This is a genomic window from Pseudomonas syringae (assembly GCF_021606685.1).
GTDB lineage: Bacteria > Pseudomonadota > Gammaproteobacteria > Pseudomonadales > Pseudomonadaceae > Aquipseudomonas > Aquipseudomonas syringae_R.
On record NZ_WKCB01000048.1, the window covers coordinates 1 to 22782 of the forward strand.

22 protein-coding genes are annotated in these 22782 nt (G+C 62.0%); 15 read left to right on the top strand and 7 right to left on the bottom strand.

Annotation, left to right across the window (positions count from 1 at the left end):
• Positions 1-45: 45 nt before the first annotated feature.
• Positions 46-729: a DNA-3-methyladenine glycosylase gene (locus tag GIW02_RS18015; protein WP_236419303.1), complete on the bottom strand. Its 684-nt coding sequence runs from the start codon at positions 727-729 to the stop codon at positions 46-48.
• A gap of 174 nt (positions 730-903) precedes the next feature.
• On the opposite strand from GIW02_RS18015, the gene GIW02_RS18020 reads away from it, so the two are divergent.
• From GIW02_RS18020 to GIW02_RS18080, 13 genes are all read left to right on the top strand, one after another.
• A complete protein-coding gene (locus tag GIW02_RS18020) occupies positions 904-2169 on the top strand; it encodes a glutamate-5-semialdehyde dehydrogenase (protein ID WP_236419305.1) in 1266 nt (421 codons plus the stop codon).
• A complete protein-coding gene (gene nadD / locus GIW02_RS18025; protein WP_236419307.1) occupies positions 2169-2813 on the top strand; it encodes a nicotinate-nucleotide adenylyltransferase in 645 nt (214 codons plus the stop codon). The genes GIW02_RS18020 and nadD overlap by 1 nt, the downstream gene beginning before the upstream one ends.
• Before the next feature lie 69 nt (positions 2814-2882).
• Positions 2883-3377: a ribosome silencing factor gene (gene rsfS / locus GIW02_RS18030; protein ID WP_003176298.1), complete on the top strand. Its 495-nt coding sequence runs from the start codon at positions 2883-2885 to the stop codon at positions 3375-3377.
• Between the two features lie 9 nt (positions 3378-3386).
• Positions 3387-3854, top strand: a complete 468-nt coding sequence (rlmH, locus tag GIW02_RS18035; protein ID WP_236419310.1) for a 23S rRNA (pseudouridine(1915)-N(3))-methyltransferase RlmH — start codon at positions 3387-3389, stop codon at positions 3852-3854.
• A gap of 15 nt (positions 3855-3869) precedes the next feature.
• The gene (mrdA, locus tag GIW02_RS18040; protein WP_236419312.1) at positions 3870-5771 is read left to right on the top strand and encodes a penicillin-binding protein 2; all 1902 of its coding nucleotides are present in this window, start codon (positions 3870-3872) and stop codon (positions 5769-5771) included.
• Positions 5772-5802: 31 nt separating this feature from the next.
• A complete protein-coding gene (rodA, locus tag GIW02_RS18045) occupies positions 5803-6906 on the top strand; it encodes a rod shape-determining protein RodA (protein WP_163003192.1) in 1104 nt (367 codons plus the stop codon).
• A 17-nt stretch (positions 6907-6923) separates the two neighbouring features.
• Positions 6924-7934, top strand: coding sequence for a lytic murein transglycosylase B (gene mltB / locus GIW02_RS18050; protein WP_236419202.1), 1011 nt, complete (start codon positions 6924-6926; stop codon positions 7932-7934).
• On the top strand, positions 7934-8932 hold the full coding sequence (locus GIW02_RS18055) for a septal ring lytic transglycosylase RlpA family protein (RefSeq protein WP_236419198.1): 999 nt from the start codon (positions 7934-7936) through the stop codon (positions 8930-8932). Before mltB ends, GIW02_RS18055 begins: the two co-directional genes overlap by 1 nt.
• Positions 8933-9112: 180 nt before the next feature.
• Complete coding sequence (locus tag GIW02_RS18060; RefSeq protein WP_236419196.1) at positions 9113-10270, top strand: D-alanyl-D-alanine carboxypeptidase family protein; 1158 nt, start codon at positions 9113-9115, stop codon at positions 10268-10270.
• A gap of 84 nt (positions 10271-10354) precedes the next feature.
• Complete coding sequence (locus GIW02_RS18065; protein ID WP_025858241.1) at positions 10355-10636, top strand: DUF493 domain-containing protein; 282 nt, start codon at positions 10355-10357, stop codon at positions 10634-10636.
• The gene (lipB, locus tag GIW02_RS18070) at positions 10636-11283 is read left to right on the top strand and encodes a lipoyl(octanoyl) transferase LipB (protein WP_236419195.1); all 648 of its coding nucleotides are present in this window, start codon (positions 10636-10638) and stop codon (positions 11281-11283) included. The genes GIW02_RS18065 and lipB overlap by 1 nt, the downstream gene beginning before the upstream one ends.
• A gap of 26 nt (positions 11284-11309) precedes the next feature.
• The gene (gene lipA, locus GIW02_RS18075; RefSeq protein ID WP_057444888.1) at positions 11310-12311 is read left to right on the top strand and encodes a lipoyl synthase; all 1002 of its coding nucleotides are present in this window, start codon (positions 11310-11312) and stop codon (positions 12309-12311) included.
• A gap of 145 nt (positions 12312-12456) precedes the next feature.
• Positions 12457-13377 (top strand): LD-carboxypeptidase, encoded by a 921-nt coding sequence (locus GIW02_RS18080; protein WP_236419194.1) that lies wholly within the window; start codon positions 12457-12459, stop codon positions 13375-13377.
• A gap of 165 nt (positions 13378-13542) precedes the next feature.
• On the opposite strand, the gene GIW02_RS18085 is transcribed toward GIW02_RS18080, so the two are convergent.
• From GIW02_RS18085 to leuS, 5 genes are all read right to left on the bottom strand, one after another.
• Positions 13543-14868, bottom strand: a complete 1326-nt coding sequence (locus GIW02_RS18085; RefSeq protein ID WP_236421961.1) for a lytic murein transglycosylase — start codon at positions 14866-14868, stop codon at positions 13543-13545.
• 61 nt (positions 14869-14929) lie between these two features.
• Positions 14930-15094, bottom strand: a complete 165-nt coding sequence (gene arfA / locus GIW02_RS18090; RefSeq protein WP_003176285.1) for an alternative ribosome rescue factor ArfA — start codon at positions 15092-15094, stop codon at positions 14930-14932.
• 218 nt (positions 15095-15312) lie between these two features.
• A complete protein-coding gene (gene holA, locus GIW02_RS18095; RefSeq protein WP_236413365.1) occupies positions 15313-16350 on the bottom strand; it encodes a DNA polymerase III subunit delta in 1038 nt (345 codons plus the stop codon).
• A gap of 39 nt (positions 16351-16389) precedes the next feature.
• Positions 16390-16995 carry an LPS assembly lipoprotein LptE gene (locus tag GIW02_RS18100; RefSeq protein ID WP_236413374.1) on the bottom strand — a complete coding sequence of 202 codons (606 nt, stop codon included), beginning with the start codon at positions 16993-16995 and terminating at the stop codon, positions 16390-16392.
• 88 nt (positions 16996-17083) lie between these two features.
• A complete protein-coding gene (gene leuS / locus GIW02_RS18105; RefSeq protein WP_236413376.1) occupies positions 17084-19690 on the bottom strand; it encodes a leucine--tRNA ligase in 2607 nt (868 codons plus the stop codon).
• Positions 19691-19952: 262 nt separating this feature from the next.
• Between leuS and GIW02_RS18110 the strand changes: the two genes are divergently transcribed.
• Both GIW02_RS18110 and GIW02_RS18115 read left to right on the top strand, forming a co-directional pair.
• A complete protein-coding gene (locus tag GIW02_RS18110) occupies positions 19953-20270 on the top strand; it encodes a hypothetical protein (protein WP_236413386.1) in 318 nt (105 codons plus the stop codon).
• A gap of 98 nt (positions 20271-20368) precedes the next feature.
• Positions 20369-21130, top strand: a complete 762-nt coding sequence (locus GIW02_RS18115) for an ElyC/SanA/YdcF family protein (protein ID WP_236413397.1) — start codon at positions 20369-20371, stop codon at positions 21128-21130.
• 121 nt (positions 21131-21251) lie between these two features.
• Here the strand turns inward: GIW02_RS18115 and lnt are convergent, their stop codons facing one another.
• Positions 21252-22775: an apolipoprotein N-acyltransferase gene (gene lnt, locus GIW02_RS18120; protein ID WP_236413399.1), complete on the bottom strand. Its 1524-nt coding sequence runs from the start codon at positions 22773-22775 to the stop codon at positions 21252-21254.
• Positions 22776-22782: the final 7 nt, after the last annotated feature.

A 22782-nucleotide genomic window follows, 5' to 3' on the forward strand; every position in this document is an offset into this window, starting at 1 on the left:
GCTGTGTGGCGGATATCGTTTTCCAGCAAGAGCAGCCGTCTCAATTCAAATCAAAAAATAATCCCGGCCTTCGACCTGGCCCCGGCGCAGCGGGTTCCGCGTGCAATAGGGCGCGTAGCCCGCATCGACGAAGCGGTACATCAAATGTTCGTCACGGCCGCTGGGGATGCCCAGGCGGGTGGTCTGGATAATCTGCGTAGGCGCCTGGCCCACGTCTTCGACGTAGAGCAGTTCCTGGTCGAAGCGCTTGGCGTCCCACATCGGCACTTTCAGGCCCAGCGCTTTGCACAGCAGCGTCTGCCCGGCGCAGAGTTTCTGCGAGGGGCGGGGGCTGCCGTCGGCGGCCGGGTTGTTCAATAACATCTGCGCCAGGCTCGCTGGGCCGGACACCTCGTCGACCCACGGATAGGCCGACTTGATCAGCACGGCATTGCCCGGACCTTGCGCGCTGAAGTTCAGCGAGTCGCCGCCACGGGCGTAGTACATGTAGATATGGCCACCGTCCAGAAACAAAGCCTTACGCTTTTCTGTGTAGCCGAGTGAGGCGTGGCTGCCTTTTTCGGCCACGTAATAGGCTTCGGTTTCAATAATTCGCGCTGAAAGCCAGGTATCGCCGACGCGATGGCGGATGACTTTGCCCAGCAATTCACGCGCAAGAATTTGCGCATCGCGGTCGAAGAAGCTGTCGGGCAGGGCGCTGGCGGGGAGTTGCGGCGAAAAGCTGGACATGGCGGTCTGGGTAAATACGGCTAAATGTGACCGAATAATAACAACTCGCACCTTAATTACTGCTGAACCCCAACTTTTTACAGTTCATTTCGACCATCCGCCCCTCACCGCTGTCAGTCGGGCGGCGTCACAGCTATAATCTGCCGCTTTCCTCTTTGCCAAGACTCCCTGACCATGACTGAGTCCGTTCTTGACTACATGACCCGCCTGGGTCGCGCTGCCCGGCAGGCCTCGCGGTTGATCGCCCGCGCGAGCACCGCGCAGAAGAACCGTGCCCTGCTTGCGGCCGCCGACGCTCTGGATGCTTCGCGCTCCGAGCTGACCGCCGCCAACGAACTGGACCTGGCCAACGGTCGAGCCAATGGCCTGGAACCGGCCCTGCTGGATCGCCTGGCGCTGACCCCGGCGCGTATCGACGACATGATCGAAGGCCTGCGTCAGGTGGCCAAGCTGCCTGACCCCATCGGTGAGATCCGCGATATGCGCTACCTGCCGTCCGGCATCCAGGTCGGCAAGATGCGCGTGCCGCTGGGCGTGATCGGCATCATTTATGAGTCGCGCCCGAACGTGACCATCGACGCTGCGAGCCTGTGCCTCAAGTCGGGCAACGCGACCATCCTGCGTGGCGGTTCCGAGGCGATCAATTCCAACCGCGCCATTGCCGCCTGCATTCAGCAGGGCCTGGCCGTGGCCGAGTTGCCCGCCGAAGTGGTGCAAGTGGTGGAAACCACCGACCGCGCCGCCGTGGGCGCGCTGATCACCATGCCGGAATTCGTCGACGTGATCGTGCCGCGTGGTGGCAAGAGCCTGATCGAACGCGTCAGCCGCGATGCCAAGGTGCCGGTCATCAAGCACCTGGACGGCGTGTGCCACGTGTACATCGACATCGCTGCCGATATCGACAAGGCGATCCGCATCGCCGACAACGCCAAGACCCACCGCTACGCCCCGTGCAACACCATGGAAACCCTGTTGGTGCACGCTGGCATTGCCGAGCGCGTGCTGCCGCCGCTGGCTGCCATCTATCGCGACAAGGGCGTTGAGCTGCGCGGTTGCGAGCGTACCCGTGCGCTGCTGGGTGCGGACGTGATCGAGGCGACCGAGCTGGACTGGTACACCGAGTACACGGCGCCGATCCTGTCGATCAAGATTGTCGACGACCTGGACGAGGCCATCGAACACATCAACACCTACGGTTCCAAGCACACCGACGCTATTGTTTCCGAGCATTTCAGCGACGCCCGGCGCTTCCTCAACGAAGTGGATTCCGCTTCGGTGATGGTCAACGCCTCCACGCGTTTTGCCGACGGCTTCGAGTATGGCTTGGGCGCGGAGATCGGCATTTCCACCGACAAGCTCCACGCACGCGGCCCGGTTGGTCTCGAAGGCCTGACCAGCGAGAAGTACGTGGTGTTCGGCGACGGTCATGTGCGCACTTGATGGCTAAACGCATCGGGCTGCTCGGCGGCACCTTCGACCCCGTGCACATCGGCCATTTGCGCAGTGCCCTGGAAGTCGCGGACGCCCTTGGGCTGGATGAGTTGCGCGTGATGCCCAATGCGCGGCCGCCGCATCGCGACACGCCACAAGTGTCACCGCAACAGCGCCTCGAGATGGTGCGCCTTGCCGTAACCGGCATACCGCCGCTGGTGGTGGACGATCGTGAGCTCAAACGCGATAAACCGTCCTACACTGTCGACACCCTGGAACTGATGCGCGCCGAGTTGGCCGCGGACGACCAGTTGTTTCTGCTTTTGGGCTGGGACGCATTTTGCGGCCTGCCCTCTTGGCATCGCTGGGAGGAACTCCTCCAGCATTGCCACATCCTGGTTTTGCAACGCCCGGATGCCGACAGCGAACCGCCGGATGCCTTGCGCAACCTGCTGGCCGCGCGGTCGGTAAGTGACCCCTTGGCCCTGACCGGGCCGAACGGGAATATTGCATTCGTCTGGCAGACCCCGCTTGCGGTGTCTGCCACCCAGATCCGTCAACTGCTGGCCAGCGGTAAGTCGGTACGTTTCCTGGTGCCTGACGCGGTCCTGGCCTACATCGATGCGCACGGGCTTTACCGTGCGTCGAACTGAAAAGGCGCGCTTGAACGCACGAACATTCGTGCAGCAAGCGCCCGAACATACGAGCAAAACGAGTTTTTTATGACGAACAAAGACGTAAGCAAAGTTAAGCGCAAAGGCACGTTCAAAAGCGCGCCACTGCCGGTCGAAGCCCACGTTGGCCCGGAACTGGCTGGCGAAGAGCTGGTGAAAGTGGCCGTTGCCGCCCTGGAAGACGTTAAGGCTCAGGACATTCAAGTCCTGGACGTGCGCGACAAGCAGAGCATCACCGACTTCATGATCATCGCTACCGGTACCTCCAACCGCCAGATCGGCGCGATGCTGGACAAGGTTCGCGAAGCCGTCAAAGCCCAAGGCGTCAAGCCACTGGGTGAAGAAGGCAAGGGCGACAGCGACTGGGTGCTGCTGGACATGGACGACGTGATCGTTCACATGATGACTTCCAACGCCCGTCAGTTCTACGACCTGGAGCGTCTGTGGAAAGGCGCCGAGCAGAGCCGTGCCGCCGATGGCAAGCACCACAGCCCGGAAGTGGGCCACGCGCACTTCGACAAGCTGAACAAAGACCAGGAATAAGGAACGGCTGTGCGCCTGCGTCTGATTGCTGTCGGTTCACGCATGCCCAAGTGGGTAGAAGAAGGCTGGCATGAATATGCCAAGCGTCTGCCCGCCGAGCTTTCGCTGGAACTGGTAGAGATACCGCTCAATACCCGGGGCAAGAATGCCGATGTGGCGCGCTTTATCCATCAGGAAGGCGAAGCCATGCTGGCCAAGGTCGGCCCCAACGAGCGCATCGTCACCCTCGAAGTGCACGGCAAGCCCTGGAGCACCGAGCAACTGGCGGTGGAACTGGATCGCTGGCGCCTGGATTCGCGTACGGTCAACTTCATGGTCGGTGGCCCCGAGGGGCTGGCGCCGGAAGTCTGTGCGCGGGCGGACCAGCGCTGGTCGCTGTCGGCGCTGACGTTGCCGCACCCGTTGGTAAGAATTCTGATCGGTGAACAGCTGTATCGCGCCTGGACAGTTCTGTCCGGGCACCCTTACCACAAATAATCTGCGCCCCTCCCGATGACCCAGCCGATCCGCATCAAGGACCACGAGAAAGACGCACGCCTGGTACGCGCTCGCGTGGTATTTGGTGCGTTTCTAGTGGTCGGGCTGATCGGCGTGCTGATTGCGCGCCTGTATTTCCTGCAGGTGATCCAGTACGACTATCACTCCACATTGTCGGAAAACAACCGGGTGCATGTGCAGCCGATTCCGCCGACCCGTGGGCTGATTTTCGACCGCAATGGCGTGGTGGTCGCGGACAACCGCCCCAGCTTCAGCCTGAGCATGACCCGCGAGCGTTCCGGCGACTGGCAGCAGATCCTCGATGTGATCGTCGAGGTGCTGCAGCTGACCCCGGAAGACCGGGTGATCTTCGAAAAACGCATGAAGCAGGGGCGCCGGCCCTTCGAGCCGGTGCCGATCCTGTTTGAGCTGACCGAAGAGCAGATCGCGCGGATCGCAGTGAACCAGTTCCGCCTGCCGGGTGTGGAAGTGGTGGCGCAGTTGGTGCGCCATTACCCGCAAGGGCCGCATTTTGCGCACTCCGTCGGTTACATGGGGCGCATCAACGAGAAAGAGCTGAAAAGCCTCGATCCGGTCAATTACAGCGGCACCCACCACATCGGCAAAACCGGCATCGAGCGTTTCTACGAGCCCGAGCTGCACGGCCAGGTGGGTTACGAAGAGGTCGAGACCAACGCCCGTGGCCGCGTGCTGCGGGTGCTCAAGCGCACCGACCCGGTACCGGGCAAGGACATCGTGCTGAGCCTGGACATCAAGCTGCAGGAAGCAGCCGAGATGGCCTTGGGCGGTCGACGTGGCGCCGTGGTGGCACTGGACCCGAAAACCGGCGAAGTGCTGGCGATGGTCAGCCAACCGAGTTTCGACCCCAACCTGTTCGTGACCGGCATCAGCTTCAAGGCGTACGCCGAGCTGCGCGATTCCATCGACCGCCCGTTGTTCAACCGCGTACTGCGCGGCCTTTATCCGCCGGGGTCGACGATCAAACCGGCGGTGGCGATTGCCGGCCTGGACGCGGGTGTGGTCACGGCCTCCAGCCGTGTGTTCGACCCGGGCTACTACATGCTGCCCAACTACGATCACAAATACCGTAACTGGAACCGCACCGGTGACGGCTATGTCGATTTGGACACCGCGATCATGCGCTCCAACGACACCTATTTTTACGACCTGGCCCATAAGCTCGGCATCGACCGCTTGTCGGCTTATATGGGCAAATTCGGCCTGGGGCAAAAAGTCTCCCTGGACATGTTCGAAGAGTCCCCTGGCCTGATGCCATCGCGTGAGTGGAAGCGTGCGACCCGTCGACAGGCGTGGTTCCCGGGCGAAACCCTGATTCTCGGGATTGGCCAGGGTTATATGCAGGCCACGCCTTTGCAGCTGGCCCAGGCCACGGCGTTGGTGGCCAATAAAGGTATCTGGAATCGCCCGCACCTGGCCAAGACTGTCGAAGGCGAGCGGCCTGTGGATGAAAACCCGATCCCCGACATCGTGCTGCGCGACCCGTCCGACTGGACCAAGGTCAACCACGGCATGCAGCAGGTAATGCACGGTGCACGTGGCACGGCACGCAAGGCGGCGATCGGCGCGCAATACCGGATCGCCGGCAAGAGCGGTACGGCCCAGGTGGTCGCGATCAAGCAGGGCGAGAAATACGACCGCTCCAAGGTTCAGGAGCGCCACCGTGACCACGCCTTGTTTGTCGGCTTTGCCCCGGCGGACGACCCGAAAATCGTGGTGGCGGTGATGGTCGAGAACGGCGAGTCCGGCTCCGGCGTCGCCGCCCCCGTGGTGCGCCAAGTGATGGACGCCTGGCTGTTGGCCGACGACGGCAGGCTCAAGCCCGAATATGGCGGCCCCCCTTCAAGCACCACCGAGGTTACGGCCAGTGAAGAGTAATTTTGACCGCATCCTCTCCAGCGAGGATGTGATGCGTCGCCGCGCGACGTTACTGCAGCGCATGCACATTGATGGCCCGCTATTGATTCTGTTGCTGACCCTGGCGGCCGGCAGCCTGTTCGTGCTGTATTCGGCCAGCGGCAAGAACTGGGATTTGCTGATCAAGCAGGCGTCCTCGTTCGGCCTGGGCCTGTTGTCGATGGTGGTGATCGCCCAGCTGGAACCGCGTTTCATGGCGCGCTGGGTGCCGCTCGGCTACGTCGCCGGGGTGTTGCTGCTGGTGGTGGTCGACGTGATGGGCCACAACGCCATGGGCGCGACCCGCTGGATCAATATTCCGGGGGTGATTCGCTTCCAGCCGTCGGAATTCATGAAGATCCTGATGCCCGCGACCATCGCCTGGTACCTGTCCAAGCGCACCTTGCCGCCGCAGCTCAAGCATGTGGGCATCAGCCTGATCCTGATCGGCGTGCCGTTCATCCTGATCGTGCGCCAGCCCGACCTTGGCACCTCGCTGCTGATTCTGGCCGGCGGTGCGTTCGTGCTGTTTATGGGCGGGTTGCGCTGGCGCTGGATCCTCAGCGTGCTGGCGGCCGCCGTGCCGGTGGCCGTGGCCATGTGGTTCTTCTTTATGCACGACTACCAGAAGCAGCGGATCCTGACCTTCCTCGACCCGGAAAGTGACCCGCTTGGCACCGGCTGGAACATCATCCAGTCGAAGGCGGCCATCGGTTCCGGCGGAGTATTTGGTAAGGGCTGGTTACTGGGCACGCAGTCGCATTTGGACTTTTTGCCCGAGAGCCACACCGACTTCATTATTGCGGTACTGGGCGAAGAGTTCGGCCTGGTGGGCATTTGCGCGCTGTTGCTGATTTATCTGCTGTTGATTGGGCGCGGGTTGGTGATCACCGCACAGGCGCAAACCTTGTTCGGCAAATTGCTCGCCGGTAGCTTGACCATGACTTTTTTTGTTTACGTTTTCGTCAACATCGGTATGGTCAGTGGCCTGCTGCCGGTGGTTGGGGTGCCGTTGCCGTTCATTAGCTACGGCGGAACTTCGCTGGTGACATTGCTGTCAGCGTTTGGGGTTTTGATGTCGATTCATACGCATCGCAAATGGATCGCACAGGTTTGAATAAGGTGAAGATGTCAATGCAAGTAATGCGCGGCTGGGCGACTCGGCACGCGTCCTGGATGGGCCTGATTGGGCTGCTGGGCGCGACGCAAGAGGCGCAGGCCGGTGACTACGATGGTTCACCCCAGGTCGCCGAATTTGTCGGTGAAATGACCCGCGACTACGGTTTTGCCGGTGAACAGCTGATGGGCGTGTTTCGCGAAGCCCAGAAAAAGCAGGCGATCCTCGACGCCATCTCGCGCCCCGCCGAGCGCGTGAAACAGTGGAAAGAATACCGCCCGATGTTCCTCACCGACGCCCGCGTGGCCCGGGGCGTGGACTTCTGGCGCCAGCACGAGGCGGTACTGGCCCGCGCCGAGCAGGAATACGGCGTACCGGCCCAGGTGATCGTCGCGATTATCGGCATTGAAACCTTTTACGGGCGCAACACCGGCAGCTACCGGGTGATCGACGCCTTGTCGACCTTGGGCTTCGATTACCCGCCGCGCGCCGACTTCTTCCGCAAGGAGCTGCGCGAATTCCTGCTGCTGGCCCGCGAAGAACAAGTCGACCCGCTGAGCCTCAAGGGTTCGTACGCCGGGGCGATGGGCTTGCCGCAGTTCATGCCGAGCAGCTTTCGCGCGTATGCGGTGGATTTCGACGGTGACGGCCACATCAATATCTGGAGCAACCCGGACGACGCGATCGGCAGTGTGGCCAGCTACTTCAAGCGCCACGGCTGGATGGCCGGTGAACCGGTGGTGCTGCGCGCCGAGGTCAGCGGGGAGCGTGCCGATGAAGGCCTGACCCAGGGTATCGAACCGGCCAAGACGGTCGGGGAGTTGCGGGCGTTGGGCTGGTCGAGTCAGAATGCGCCACGCGATGAGATGCCGGTCACGGCATTCCGCCTCGAAGGTGAAAACGGCCCTGAATACTGGATGGGCCTGAAGAATTTCTACGCAATCACGCGTTATAACCGCAGTGTGATGTACGCCATGGCCGTGCATCAGCTGTCAGACATGCTGGTCCAAGCACGGGGCAACAAGTAATGCGGGCATCGCCGTTCAATCAACCGCTCAAGCTGGTGGCGTTCGCCGCGTTGTCCCTGCTGGTCGTCAGTTGTTCCACCAGCCGTGGTCCGGCGCCCAAGTCCGGCGGCACGGCCGTGCGGTCCCAGCCGGGGCTGGACATCAACCGCGCGCACAAAGACGGCGCGCCGTGGTGGGATGTCGACGTGTCGAAGATCCCGGACGCTACGCCAACCCTGCACACCGGTCCGTACAAGGCCAACCCCTATACCGTGCTGGGCAAGAGCTACTTCCCGTTGCAGGAGTCCAAGACTTACGTGCAATCGGGCACGGCGTCCTGGTACGGCACCAAGTTCCATGGCCAGAACACCGCCAACGGCGAAGTGTATGACCTGTATGGCATGAGCGCGGCGCACAAGACCTTGCCGCTGCCCAGCTATGTACGCGTGACCAACCTGGACAACAACCGCACGGTGATCCTGCGCGTCAACGACCGTGGGCCGTTCTATTCGGACCGGATCATCGACTTGTCCTACGCCGCCGCGAAGAAACTCGGTTACGCCGAAACCGGCACCGCGCGCGTCAAGGTCGAAGGTATCGACCCTGCGCAGTATTGGGCGCAGCGTGGCAAGCCGGCGCCGTTGATGCTCAACGAGCCGCAAACCCAGCAGCCGCAAGTGACCGCGTCGACCGGCAAGATCGAACAGTGGACGCCGCCGCCGGCGCAGCACGCACCGGACACCGTCGTGGTCCCGCATGCAGCGCCTGGCGCGTCTACAGTGGGCGGTCAGTACCTGCAGGTGGGCGCTTTCGCCAACCCGGATGCGGCAGAACTGTTAAGGTCCAAGCTCAGCGGCATGGTCAACGCGCCGGTTTTCATCAGTTCCATCGTGCGTAACCAGCAGACCCTGCACCGTGTGCGCATGGGCCCGATCAGCTCGCCGAGCGAAGTCGCGCAAGTACAGAACAGCGTGCGCCTGGCCAACCTGGGGCAACCCAGCGTGGTCACCGCCGAATAATAAAGCATTGATGGTTCAGGCCCGCACGCGGGCCTGAGCCGTGGTTGTTGGCTCGTTGAACAACAAAAACCCAGGGGCAAGGGGTGAGCGGGCAACCGAACACGTGACAGTCTGGTAGCGGGCTGTCTGAATAAGTTTTGCCCGCGAGGGCAAGTTTCCATAAGCAATTTCGAGAGACGGATGAACATCACCACCTTAGCCAAACGCACGTGCCTGCTTCTTTCGCTGATCATCACCCCGGCCGCCTGGGCGGTTGAAATGGTGCCGGCTTCCCCGCAACTGGCTGCCAAGGCCTGGGTCCTCATGGATGCCGCCAGCGGCAACGTGCTGGTCGAGAACAACGGTGACCAGCGCCTGCCACCGGCCAGCCTGACCAAACTGATGACCGCCTACATCGCGACCCTGGAAATTCGTCGCGGCCAGATCGGCGAGAACGACCCGGTTACCGTCAGCGAAAACGCCTGGCGTACCGGCGGTTCGCGCATGTTCATCAAGGTCGGTTCGCAAGTGACCGTGAGCGACCTGCTGCACGGCATCATCATCCAGTCCGGTAACGACGCCAGCGTGGCGCTGGCCGAGCACATCGCCGGCAGCGAAGATGCGTTCGCCGACATGATGAACAAAACCGTGACTGACCTGGGCATGACCAACAGCCACTTCATGAACCCGACCGGTCTGCCGAACCCAGAGCACTACTCGTCGGCTCACGACATGGCGATCCTGGCGCGCGCGATCATCCGGGTTGACCCGGTGCACTACGCGATCTACTCCCAGAAGGAATTCTTCTGGAACAACATCAAGCAGCCTAACCGCAACCTGCTGCTGTGGCGCGACAAGACCGTCGACGGTCTGAAAACCGGCCACACCGAAGAAGCCGGCTACTGCATGGTGTCGTCCGCCGTGCGTGACGGCCAGCGCCTGATTGCCGTGGTTTTCGGCACCAACAGCGAGCAGGCCCGTGCGGCCGAGACGCAAAAACTGCTGACCTACGGTTTCCGCTTCTTCGAAACCCAGACCTTCTATCAGAAGGGTGCAGAGCTTGCGACCGCGCCGGTTTGGAAAGGCGCAACCTCGCAAGTCAAGGCCGGCCTGGCTGAAGACCTGACCCTGACCATGCCTAAAGGCCAGCTGAAAAAGCTTGCTGCCAGCATGACCATGAACCCGCAACTGGTTGCGCCAATCGCCAAGGGCGACGTGATCGGTAAAGTCGAAGTGAAGCTGGACGACAAGGTGGTGCACAGCGCCGACCTGATCGCGCTGGACGCCGTCGACGAAGGTGGTATCTTCCGCCGCGTGTGGGATAGCATCCGTCTATTCTTCTACAGCTTGTTCAACTGATAGTGTGCACCTGCAAAGCCCCGCGTTGATCCGACGCGGGGCTTTGCCCGTCGCCACGGCTTACGCTTACGAGGCCGTTACGCCATGACCGATAAAGAAGTAGAAGTAAAGGCGCCCAAGATCGAATTCCCTGTGACGGATTATCCCGTCAAGGTGATCAGCGATACCGGCGTGGGCCGCAAGGACAAGATTCTGGAAATCGTGCGCAAATACGCGACGATCAACGACAACCGCGTGGATGAGCGTCAAAGCTCCACCGGCAAATACACCACGATCCAGTTGCACATCGTTGCGACGGATCAGGACCAGCTCTACAACATCAACAGTGAGCTGCGGGCCACCGGCTTCGTGCACATGGTGTTGTGATGTCACAGGTCCTGGGCTTTCGCGAGCTCGGCCAGATGGCCTATGAGCCCGTCTGGCACGCCATGCAGCGCTTCACCAATGAGCGCGGCACGTCGGCCCCCGATGAAATCTGGCTGGTCGAACACCCGCCGGTCTTCACCCAGGGCCAGGCCGGCAAGGCTGAGCATCTGTTGCTGCCGGGTGATATTCCGGTGGTGCAGGTCGACCGTGGGGGTCAAGTGACTTACCATGGCCCCGGTCAACTGGTGGCTTATCTGTTGCTGGATGTGCGCAAGCTGGGTTTTGGCGTGCGCGACCTCGTGAGCCGCATGGAGGCTTGCCTCATCGAGCTGCTGGCCAGTTACGGCGTGACCGCCGCGGCCAAGCCCGATGCACCCGGTGTGTATGTGCAAGGCGCGAAAATCGCGTCCCTCGGTTTACGCATTCGCCACGGTTGTTCGTTTCATGGCCTGGCCTTGAACGTAGACATGGACCTGGCGCCGTTCCGACGGATCAACCCTTGTGGGTACGCGGGGTTGGCGATGACCCAACTGAGCGAGCACGCCACACCGATTAAATTTGCCGAGGTTAGTGCCCGGCTGCGCGCGCAGCTCGTCAAACACCTCGACTATGCTGAGCAGACGACCCTCACGGGCGGAATCGACTGATTATGACTACTGATGCAGTGCAAACCATGATCCCGACGCTGGACATCACCGAGCGTCCGGCCCCGGCCCCGCGTGCCAAGGTGGAAGCCGGCGTCAAGCTGCGCGGCGCCGAGAAGGTTGCACGCATCCCGGTGAAGATCATTCCGACCACCGAACTGCCGAAAAAGCCTGACTGGATCCGCGTGCGCATCCCGGTTTCGCCGGAAGTCGACCGTATCAAGGCGCTGCTGCGCAAGCACAAGCTGCACAGCGTGTGCGAAGAAGCGTCCTGCCCGAACCTGGGCGAGTGCTTCTCCGGCGGCACCGCGACCTTCATGATCATGGGCGACATCTGCACCCGTCGTTGCCCGTTCTGCGACGTCGGCCACGGCCGTCCTAAGCCACTGGACGTCAATGAGCCGGAAAGCCTGGCTATCGCCATCGCCGACCTGAAACTCAAGTACGTGGTGATCACCTCGGTAGACCGCGACGACCTGCGTGACGGCGGTGCCCAGCACTTTGCCGACTGCATCCGCGAAATCCGCAAGCTGTCGCCTAACGTGATGCTCGAAACCCTGGTCCCGGATTACCGTGGCCGCATGGACGTGGCGCTGGAAATCACCGCCGCCGAGCCGCCGGATGTGTTCAACCACAACCTGGAAACCGTGCCGCGCCTGTACAAGGCCGCGCGTCCGGGGTCGGACTACCAGTGGTCGCTGACCCTGCTGCAGAAATTCAAGCAGATGATGCCGCACATTCCGACCAAATCCGGCCTGATGCTGGGCCTGGGCGAAACCGACGAAGAAGTGATCGAAGTCATGAAGCGCATGCGCGAACACGACATCGACATGCTCACCCTCGGCCAGTACCTGCAACCGTCCCGCAGCCACTTGCCGGTGCAGCGTTTCGTGCACCCGGACACCTTCGCCTGGTTCGCCGAGGAAGGCTACAAGATGGGCTTCAAGAACGTGGCCTCGGGCCCGCTGGTACGCTCCTCGTATCACGCCGACGAGCAGGCCAAGCTGGTCAAGGCAAGCCTGGTTTCTTAAGATCTGTGTAGCACCGCAGATCCAATGTGGGAGGGGGCTTGCCCCCGATAGCAGGGTGTCAGGCACTTATCTGTCACTGATACACCGCTATCGGGAGCAAGCCCCCTCCCACATTTCGTTCCGGGTTAACTAGGGAGAGTTATGTATGACTGCCGCCGTTCCAGCCCTTAGGCCTGAAGGCACCATCGGCCTGATAGCCCCCGCCGGCCCTGCCGCGCTGGATGTGGAAAAAGCCGGGCAATGGATGCGCGCGCGTGGCTACGAGTTACGGATTTTCGGCGGTGTGTACGAGCGCGACGGCTACCTCGCGGGCAGCGACACGGTGCGCCTGCGTGACCTGCACGCCGCCTTCGCCGACCCCGAAATCGATGCCATTTTTTGCCTGCGCGGCGGCTACGGCACGCCACGCCTGCTCGACAGCCTGGACTTCGACCTGCTGCGGGCCAACCCCAAGCCGTTCGTAGGCTACAGCGACATCACCGCCTTGCACCTGGCGATCAGCCGCCACGCCGGTTTCGTGACCTTCCACGGGCCGATGCTCAATGCCGACCTGTTGGGCGACAAGCAACAACCTACCGAGTCCTCGTTATTCAGCCTGCTACGCGGCCAGCTGGGCGCCGGCAGCCTGTTGGCGCACCCGGTTGCCTACCCGTTGACCACGATTGAGCCTGGCATTGCCTGTGGGCGACTGCTGGGGGGTAACCTGTCGATGATTGCGGCGGTGATGGGCACTGAATACGAAATCGACGCCGACGGCATCATCCTGTTTATCGAGGACGTCAACGAACCGATCTACCGGATCGACCGCCTGCTGACCCATTTGCGCCTGGCTGGCAAGCTGGACAAGGTAGCCGGTGTGTTGGTGGGGGATGTGGCGGGTGTCGACAGTGTTGCGCTGGAGCGCCTGCTGAAGCAGACCTTCGAACCGTTGTGCATTCCGGTGTTGTCCGGTTGGCGCAGCGGGCATTGCGACCCGAACCTCACGTTGCCGATGGGCGCGTTGGTGCGGTTGGATGCGGGGGAGCAGCGGCTGGTGCTGGAGCAGGATGTGGTGTTCAAACCCTGATACCAGTGCTGAGTGGCTGTGGCGAGCGGGCTTGCCCGCGTTGGGCTGCGAAGCAGCCCTAAAACCGGACACCGAATTCTTTCAAGAAAATCGCTTTGGCTCTATTGGGGCCGCTTCGCGGCCCAACGCGGGCAAGCCCGCTCGCCACAATAGCGGCCTTGCCAATCAGCGGTTCTGCAGCGACTCCAGCAACTTCACCGTCGGATAGCCGTCCGCCGGCCAGCCCAGTGCCTGCTGCGCTGCACGAATCGCCTTGCGCGTGTTGGCGCCGATAATCCCGTCCGGGTTGCCGGCGTCATAGCCATTGGCGCTCAGCGCCGTCTGCAGGTCCATACGCTGGGAGCGGCTCAGTGGCAGCTCATCCTTGGGCCAATCGCCGCGAATCACACCGCCGCCGCCAAAGCGCTCCGACAGCAGCCCCACCGCCAATGCATAAGACGACGAGTTGTTGTACTTGAGGATCGCGCGGAAGTTATCCAGCACCAGGAACGCCGGGCCACGGTAGCCAGCCGGCAGCAGCAGGGCGGCAGACAGTTGGTCGACGTTCGGCGGCATGCTGGCGCCCGTTGGCAGCTGGATGCCCAGCTTCAGCCACTCAGCCACGCTTTTGCGGATACCGCCATCGGCCAGGGCGTAGTCGAAGTTCGCCGGCAGTTGCTTGACTTCAAAGCCCCACGGCTGGCCTTTCTGCCAGCCAGAGCTTTGCAGGTAATGCGCGGTGGAGGCGAGGGCGTCGGCCGGGCTGTTCCAGATATCGCGGCGGCCGTCACCGTCGAAGTCCACCGCGTGGGTGTTGTAAGTCGTGGGGATGAACTGGGTCTGGCCCATGGCCCCGGCCCAGGAGCCTTTCATCTGGTCTGCCTGGATGTCGCCATGCTGGATGATCTGCAGCGCCGCCAGTAGTTGCGCCTGCGCAAAGCCGGGGCGACGGCCTTCGTAGGCCAGGGTCGCGAGCGAGCGGATTACCGAGTTGTTGCCTTGGAACTGGCCGAAGTTGCTCTCCATGCCCCACACCGACACCAGCGCCTGGCGGTCGACGCCATAGCGTTGCTCGATGCTTTGCAGGATGTCGGCGTACTTGATCAGCAGTGCCTGGCCATTGCGCACGCGCACCGGCGACAGGGCGCCGTCGATGTATTCCCACACTGGGCGGGAAAACTCCGGCTGGCTGCGGTCGGCGCGAATCACCGCCATGTCGGGGGTGACATTGGCGAAAGCGTTATCGAAAACAGCGGCGGTGATGCCCGCTTGCAAGGCTTGCACGCGAAAGCCAGCCTGCCATTCGGCAAAGGTCTGGGTCGGTTGGATATCGAGATTGTCCACGGCCAGCGGGGCCACGACAGCGGGCGCTACCACTGGGGCGGTCTGAAGCTTGGGCAGGGGTTGCGCGTCGGCGGCGGTGGGTTTTTCCGCGCAGGCGACTAGCAGAATGAGGCTGGAGGCAGCGATCAGTTGGCGAAGGTGCCAACGACGGGAAAGACTAGAGGGCATGCACAGGTCCAGGGATTACAAATCAGGTGCAGACCTTATCATGCCAGAGGGGCGCTTGCCTTCAGGCAGCCAGAAAGTAAGAAGCCTCCCAGCTATTAGACTGGAAGGCTTCGCGGCGGTAGCTGCCTTTGCCCTTGCCGGCGCGTTCCTGACGGCTGCGGAACAGTGGCTGGGCGATGATGGATTTGGCCTTGTTGGGGCCATGCTTGGATGGCTTTTTGCTCATGGTCGATGCTCTCGTGGGGTGGGTGGAACGGCGCAAATAATCTGCCTAAGCCAGGCCGGTGTAAAGCCCGTCGAATTTGTGGAAATGTAAATACGGTCAAAATGTGGGAGGGGGCTTGCCCCCGATAGCGGTGTATCAGTGACAGATAAGTGCCTGACACTCTGCTATCGGGGGCAAGCCCCCTCCCACATTTGAACAGCAGTGGTTTTGAGAAAGGGTTATTCAGCAGGCAATGCCAGGCGCTGCCCAGACATCAAAAGCGACAAACGGCTCAGGCTCATCCACGGCGAGCCAGCCGCCTGGCCTTTGATCTGTGCATCGATGCGCTGTGCTTCCAGCAACAGTTGTGCCCAGCGTTGCGCCGAGTGCCGCTGCAGGGCTTTGCTCATCAAGGGTTTGCGCTTGTCCCACACCGGCGGGCGGGCCTGGCTGAAACACTTGTCCAGCGGAATGCCCTGGCTGAATTGCAACGAAATATTGGCCAGCACCCGCAGCTCCCGGGCCAGGGCCCACAGGATCACCGGTGGTTCAACGCCCTCACCGCGCAGGCCTTCGAGCATGCGCAGGGCGTGAGCCGGTTCGCCATTGAGGATCGCATCCACCAGCCCGAACACGTCAAAGCGTGCACTGTCGGCCACGGCGCCCTGGACGGTTTCGACGGTAATCTGCCCGTCTTCGGCCATCAGCTTGAGCTTTTCGATCTCTTGGGCGGCAGCCAGCAAGTTGCCCTCGACCCTGGCCGCGATGAGTTCGACGGCGTCTTGCGTCGCGGACAACCCGGCTTGCGACAGGCGCTGGCGAATCCACTGCGGCAGCTGGTTGCTGTCCACCGGCCAGATCTGGATGAACTGGGTCTGCGTCCCTTCCACCAGGGCCTTGCCCCATTTGGTTTTCTGCGCGCTGCCGTCGAGCTTGGGCAGGCTGATCAGCAGCACCGTGTCTTCGGCGGGGCGCGAGCAGTATTCCATCAGGGCGGCTGCGCCTTTGTCGCCCGGTTTGCCCGAAGGCAGGCGCAGTTCCAGCAGGCGTTTTTCGGCAAACAGCGACATGCTCGCACCGGCTTGCAGCAACGTACCCCAGTCGAAACTGGCGTCGGCGCTGAAGACCTGGCGTTCATCGAAGCCTTGCTGGCGGGCGGCGCTGCGAATGGCGTCTGCGGCTTCCTGACACAGCAACGGGTCATCACCGCTGACAATGTAGACGGGCGCGAGAGCACCTTGCAGGTGTTTGGCGAGTTGGGCGGGGGCGAGTTTCATAGGCAGGGCGAACGGGGCGCGCGGGGCGCCCCGTATGGCTTACTCGACAGGTACTTCAACAGGCGATTGTTTCGGCGTGTTGTCTTCGTACTCTTTTGCGGCTTTCAGCGCGTCGGCATCGGCTTTGGCCTTGTCGTCAGCGCGTTGCTGCAAGGTTTCCAGTTGTTCCGGAGTCAGCATCGACAGGCGCAGGATCATGCGCTGTACCAGCTCGCGGCGCATTTCCTTGCGTACTTGCTGGACTTCGGAGTCCGAGCCCACCAGGTTGTTGCCGTCGTGGCTGACGATTTTCTGCACCTGGATGGTGTCAGCCATCAGAGGCAGGTGGTCGCGGCCCTGGACTTCAAAGCTGAGCACGGTGCTCAGTTCCACGTCGGATGCACGGCCGGCGCTGGCGTAGCTCATGCTGCGCTGGGTTTGTTTCTCGTCCGCGAGGAACAGCTTGTAGGTCGCGCCGTTATAGACGTGAACGCCGCTGTTTTCCAGGACCTGACGCAGCTGGGTGACTGTATCGCTGTAGGTATCGCGGGCACTGACGTCCAGTTCCTTGAGCGCGATTTCGTTGGTACCGGTACCCCGCAGCTGGAAGCCGCAAGCGCTCAGCAGCACGGCAAGGCCCATAACCAGCAAATTGCGTTTGATCATTTTGTTGCTCCCCTTGAAACCATGTGGGCCTTATCGAGGCCCTGAAGGCTTTGTTCGGCGCAGGGCTCAAGCCCTGCGCCCGATCCGATTAGCTAGCGACGATATTGACCAGTTTGCCAGGCACCACGATCACTTTGCGGATCGTCAGGCCTTCGGTAAAGCGCAGCACGTTCTCGTTGACGCGTGCGGCCGCTTCGACTTCCTCGCGGCTGGCGGTAGCCGGCATGTCGATCTGGCCACGCAGTTTACCGTTGACCTGGATCACCAGCTGCAGCGTGTCCTGGACCAGGGCGCTGTCGTCCTGCACCGGCCAGCGCGCATCGATGACCGCGTCGCTGTGGCCCAGGCGGCTCCAGAGGTCGTGGCTGATATGCGGCGTGATCGGGGCTAGCAACAGCGTGACGGTTTCCAGACCTTCGTGAACCAGCGCGCGGTCCTGCTCAGTGGCTTGCGGCGCTTTTTCCAGCACGTTCATCAGCGTCATCACCTGGGCGATGGCGGTGTTGAATTTGTGATTCTGGCCGACGTCCTGGCTGGCTTGCTTGATGGCCAGGTGGGTGCTGCGGCGAATGACTTTTTGCTCTTCGCTCAAGGCGGCCACATTCAGCTTGGCCGGCAGGCCCTGGCTGACATGGGCGTGCGCCAGGCGCCAGACGCGCTTGAGGAAGCGGTGCGAGCCTTCGACGCCGGAGTCCGACCATTCGGCGCTCATGTCAGGCGGCGAAGCGAACATCATGAACAGGCGGCAAGTGTCTGCGCCGAACTGATCAATCATCGACTGTGGGTCGACGCCGTTGTTCTTGGACTTGGCCATCTTCTCGGTGCCGCCGATTTCCACCGGCAGGCCGTCGGATTTCAGTTTGGCGCTGATGACCTTGGCTTTGCTGTCACGCTCAAGCTCGACGTCCGCCGGGTTGAACCAGGTGTAGGCACCATTGGCTTCGCGGCGATAGTAAGTCTCGGCGATCACCATGCCTTGGGTCAGCAGGTTCTTGAACGGCTCATCGGAGCTGACCAGGCCTTCGTCACGCATCAGCTTGTGGAAGAAGCGCGCATACAGCAGGTGCAGGATGGCGTGTTCGATACCGCCGATGTATTGGTCCACCGGCAGCCAGTGATCGGCTGCGTTTTTTTCCACCAGACCGCCTTCATAGTGCGGCGAGGCGTAGCGCGCGTAGTACCACGACGACTCGACGAAGGTGTCCATGGTGTCGGTTTCACGCTTGGCAGGCTGGCCGCATTTCGGGCAACTGCATTCGTAGAACTCTGGCATGCGCGCCAGCGGCGAACCGGCGCCATCCGGCACCACGTCTTCGGGCAGCACGACCGGCAATTGGTCTTCCGGCACCGGCACGTCACCGCAGGTTTCGCAGTGGATGATCGGGATCGGGCAGCCCCAGTAGCGCTGGCGGCTGATGCCCCAGTCACGCAGGCGGAACTGGGTGCGCGAGGCGCCGAGGTTTTTCTTGATCAGGGCGACTTCAATGGCGTCGAAGGCGCCAGCGAAGTCCAGGCCGTCGAACTCGCCGGAGTTGATCAGCTCACCGTGCTCGCCGTAGGCGTCTTGCCACGGGGCCGGGTTGGTGTCGCCCGAGCTGGTGCGCACCACGGATTTGATCGGCAGGTTGTACTTGGTGGCGAATTCGAAATCGCGCTCGTCGTGAGCCGGCACTGCCATTACGGCGCCATCGCCGTAGTGCATCAGCACGTAGTTGGCGACCCATACCGGCAGCTTTTTACCGGTGAGTGGGTGCTCGACGAACAGGCCGGTCGGCAGGCCTTTTTTCTCCTGGGTGGCGACGTCGGCTTCAGCCACGCTGCCGCCTTTGCATTCGGCGATAAACGCCTGCAGCTCAGGATTGTTCTGTGCAGCCTGGGTAGCCAGCGGGTGTTCGGCGGCCACGGCGACGTAGGTCGCGCCCATCAGGGTATCCGGACGGGTGGTGAAGACTTTGAGTGCGCCCGCTTCGCCGATGGAGTCGACGTTGTACGGGAACTGCACTTCCATGCCCTTGGATTTGCCGATCCAGTTGCGCTGCATGGTCTTGACCTGTTCAGGCCAGCCCGGCAGGTCGTCGAGGCTCGACAAGAGCTCATCCGCATAGGCGGTGATCTTGAAGTAGTACATCGGGATTTCGCGCTTTTCGATCAGCGCGCCGGAACGCCAGCCGCGACCGTCGATCACTTGTTCGTTGGCCAAGACGGTCTGGTCGATCGGGTCCCAGTTCACGGTGCCGCTTTTCTTGTAGATCACGCCTTTTTCGAACAGGCGGGTGAACAGCCATTGTTCCCAGCGATAGTAGTCCGGCTTGCAGGTGGTCACTTCACGGGACCAGTCCACCGCCAGGCCCAGGCTGCGCAGCTGGGTCTTCATGTAGGCGATGTTTTCGTAGGTCCACTTGGCTGGGGCTACGTTGTTTTTCATCGCGGCGTTTTCCGCCGGCATGCCGAAGGCGTCCCAACCCATGGGTTGCAGGACGTTCTTGCCTTGCATGCGCTGGTAGCGGGAAATCACGTCACCGATGGTGTAGTTGCGCACGTGCCCCATGTGTAGCTTGCCGCTGGGGTAAGGGAACATCGATAGGCAATAGAAAGTCTCCTTGCCCGGCTGTTCACTGACTTCAAAGGACTTTTGCTCGTCCCAGAACGACTGGGCGGCATTTTCTATTTCACGGGGCTGATATTGTTCGTGCATGGCTACTTTTGAACTGAATAGGGGTGGCCTAATCCTCTTCGGTGCAACGTTCAGGTTGATCGACACCAAAAAGCGGCGCGTCCGTGCCCAAACCCTGCGGGAAGTGGAGTTACAGGAAGCGCCGTAGCATACATGACCCCACTCTATCGAGGGAAACCCTGATTGCGCGGGCGAGGCCGTCTGTCGCGGCACCAGGCAGGTGCAGCCATGGGGACTACGCTGTTTATTGGGGAGTGAGTCATATCTTCAATGAGGTGAGGGGATGGTTGAATCGCAGCGAATCGCAACGAAACCGGATATCTACGAGGGACTGATCGACCGATTGGGTCGTGCATTGGATGCAGCGAGGACAGCGGGCCGATTGCGTGATGAGCGGCCTGTCGAAGTTGAGCTGCGTGGCCTGAGCCGCGCAGAGCTGGAACTGATCAAAGCGTATCTGGAACGAAATCGGCGCAGTGCGCCTCCTTGGGTGGCAACCCCGCCAGCCAAAGAACCTGCGCACTCAGCCAAGGTGGTGTGGCTCAAGGATTTGTCGGCCGGTCGTGGCCCGGAAAAGCTCCGGTCCGCCCGCTACCAGTAATTCACCGCACCAGAACGGCATCACCGCGCCATTGCACTGTAAAGATTGTCGCTAAACCCCGTTACACCTTAGGCTTCGGGCATCTTTGGAGATGCCCGATGCCTATTCGTTACTTCATCAAACAACTGCTCTTGCCGCCCGGCATTCTTTTGCTGCTGCTGGCCTTTGCCTGGTGGTTTCGTCGCAGCCGCCCCCGCCTGGCCGGTTGCTGCTTCGTCCTTGGACTGGGCGGCATGTGGCTGATCAGCCTGCCGGTGATGGTCGAGTGGGGCGCGCGCGCCCTGGAAACAGAAGCGCCGCTGGCCCGTGCAGACTGGTCGAGCCTGGCCCAGCGCGCCGACGCAATTGTGGTGTTGGGCTCGGGCCGCGAGCGCGGTGACCCGGCGTGGGGCGCCGACCAACCGACCGGTACCGGCCTGGAGCGCCAGCGCTATGCCGCGCGGCTGGCAAAGGCGTCGGGGCTGCCGGTGTTGACCACGGGCGGTTTGCATTACGGCACGCCGCCCAGCGAGGCAGAGCTGATGGCGGTGTCGATGCAGGATGACTTTGGCGTGACCGTGCGCTGGAAGGAAGAACGCAGCCGCACGACTTGGGAAAATGCGCAGATGAGTGCCGAGATTCTGCTGCCCGAGGGCATCAAGCGTGTGGTGGTGGTGACACAGGCTTGGCATATGCCGCGTGCGGTGTGGAGCTTTGAGAAGGCCGGCTTTACCGTGGTTCCGGCGCCGGTGGGGTTTCTGGGCGTGGATAACGCCCGGCCACTGGGCGGCTGGATGCCGGAATTCAAGTCGGTATGGCAGAGCGGGCAGTTGATCAACGAGGCAGTGGGGCAGGTGGGGTATCGGGTGTTTTATAGGTAGCGACGCAAATCAAATGTGGGAGCGGGCTTGCTCGCGAAAGCGGTTTATCAGCCACTGCATCTCTGACTGATCTACCGCATTCGCGAGCAAGCCCGCTCCCACATTGTTTTGTGTTTCGCCTTTAGACCGTCTTGGCCATCCGGCCCGCCAGCAGCGCCCAGCCAAACAACGCCAGGCACACAATGATCAACGGCCATGACCGCCATTGCAGATACGGCGTGAGGTTATGCATTGGCACCACTTCGCCGTACAAGATCCCGCGCTCGAATTGCGGGATCTGCACGGTGATTTGCCCAAACGGGTTGATCAGGCCGGTCACGCCATTGTTGGTGGCGCGGATCATCCAGCGGCCGGCTTCCAATGCGCGCATCTGGGCCATTTGCAGGTGCTGCAGAGGGCCGATAGAGCGGCCGAACCAGGTGTCATTGCTGATGGTCAGCAGCAAATCGCTCTGGGCCGACAGGCCTGCGGCGAACTCCGGGTACACCACTTCATAGCAAATGAACGGCGCGATCTGGTAGCCCTTGGCCTGCAACATCGGTTGGTCGGCGGGGCCACGGGCGAAGTCCGACATCGGCAGGTCGAAGAACGCAATCAACCCGCGCAGCATGTCTTGCAGCGGCACGTATTCGCCAAAGGGTACGAGCTTCTGTTTCAGGTACGTGCCGTCACCTTCGCCCACCACCGTGATGCCGTTGAAATAGCGCTTCTGGTGATGCACTTCCTGGCGAATCGGTACGCCGGTGATCAGTGCGGTGTGCCGGTCGGCGGCAAACTTGCCCATCATGCCCAGGTAGCCCTCGACGGACTCCTTGAGCACCGGGACGGCGGTTTCCGGCCACACCAGCAGGTCGACCGGCTTGGAGCTGAAACTCATGTCGCGGTACAGCGCGAGCTGCGCATTGAGCTGCTCCGGGTCCCACTTCATGCTTTGTTCGACGTTGCCCTGGATCGCGGCCACGCTCAGTGGCGCGCCGGAGGGGCTGGTCCAGGCGTGATGCTTGAGCGCCAGGCCAATGGCCCAGGGCGCTACCAGCAACACCAGGCCCGCGCCGATAAAGGCGTTGCGCTTGCTCGCCAGTAAACGCGGCAGGTTGCACAGCAGCGCCGCTGTGAGCGCCAGGGCAAAGGAAATCAGCCACATGCCGCCCACTGGTGCCAGGCCAGTGAGGGGGCCGTCGAGTTGGCTGTAGCCGGAGTACAGCCACGGGAAACCGGTGAGGAACCAGCCACGAAAGGCTTCCTGGCCCACCCACAGCGCGGCAAACGTCAGGGCGTCGGCCAGCGGCGCTTCGTTGCGGCGCAGCCAGCGTGCCCACAGCCAGGCGGGCAGGGCGAAGAACCAGGCGATGGCGGCGGTGAACAGCAGCATCAAGAACCCAGCCAGCAGCACCGAAGCGCCGCCGAAGTGGTGGATGCTGTAGTAGATCCAGCTGGTGCCGGCGCCGAACAGGCCGAAACCGAAACACCAGCCACGGCCCAGGGCCTGGCGTGGTGTCAATTCCCGCAGCCCCACGTAGAACACGCCCACCGCGACCAGCGCAAACGGCCACAGGTCAAACGGCGCCAGCGCCAGGGTGGTGATGGCGCCGGCCACCACGGCCAGCAGATTACCGGGCCAGCCGGGTGCGGTGAGACGGCGCATGTCAGTC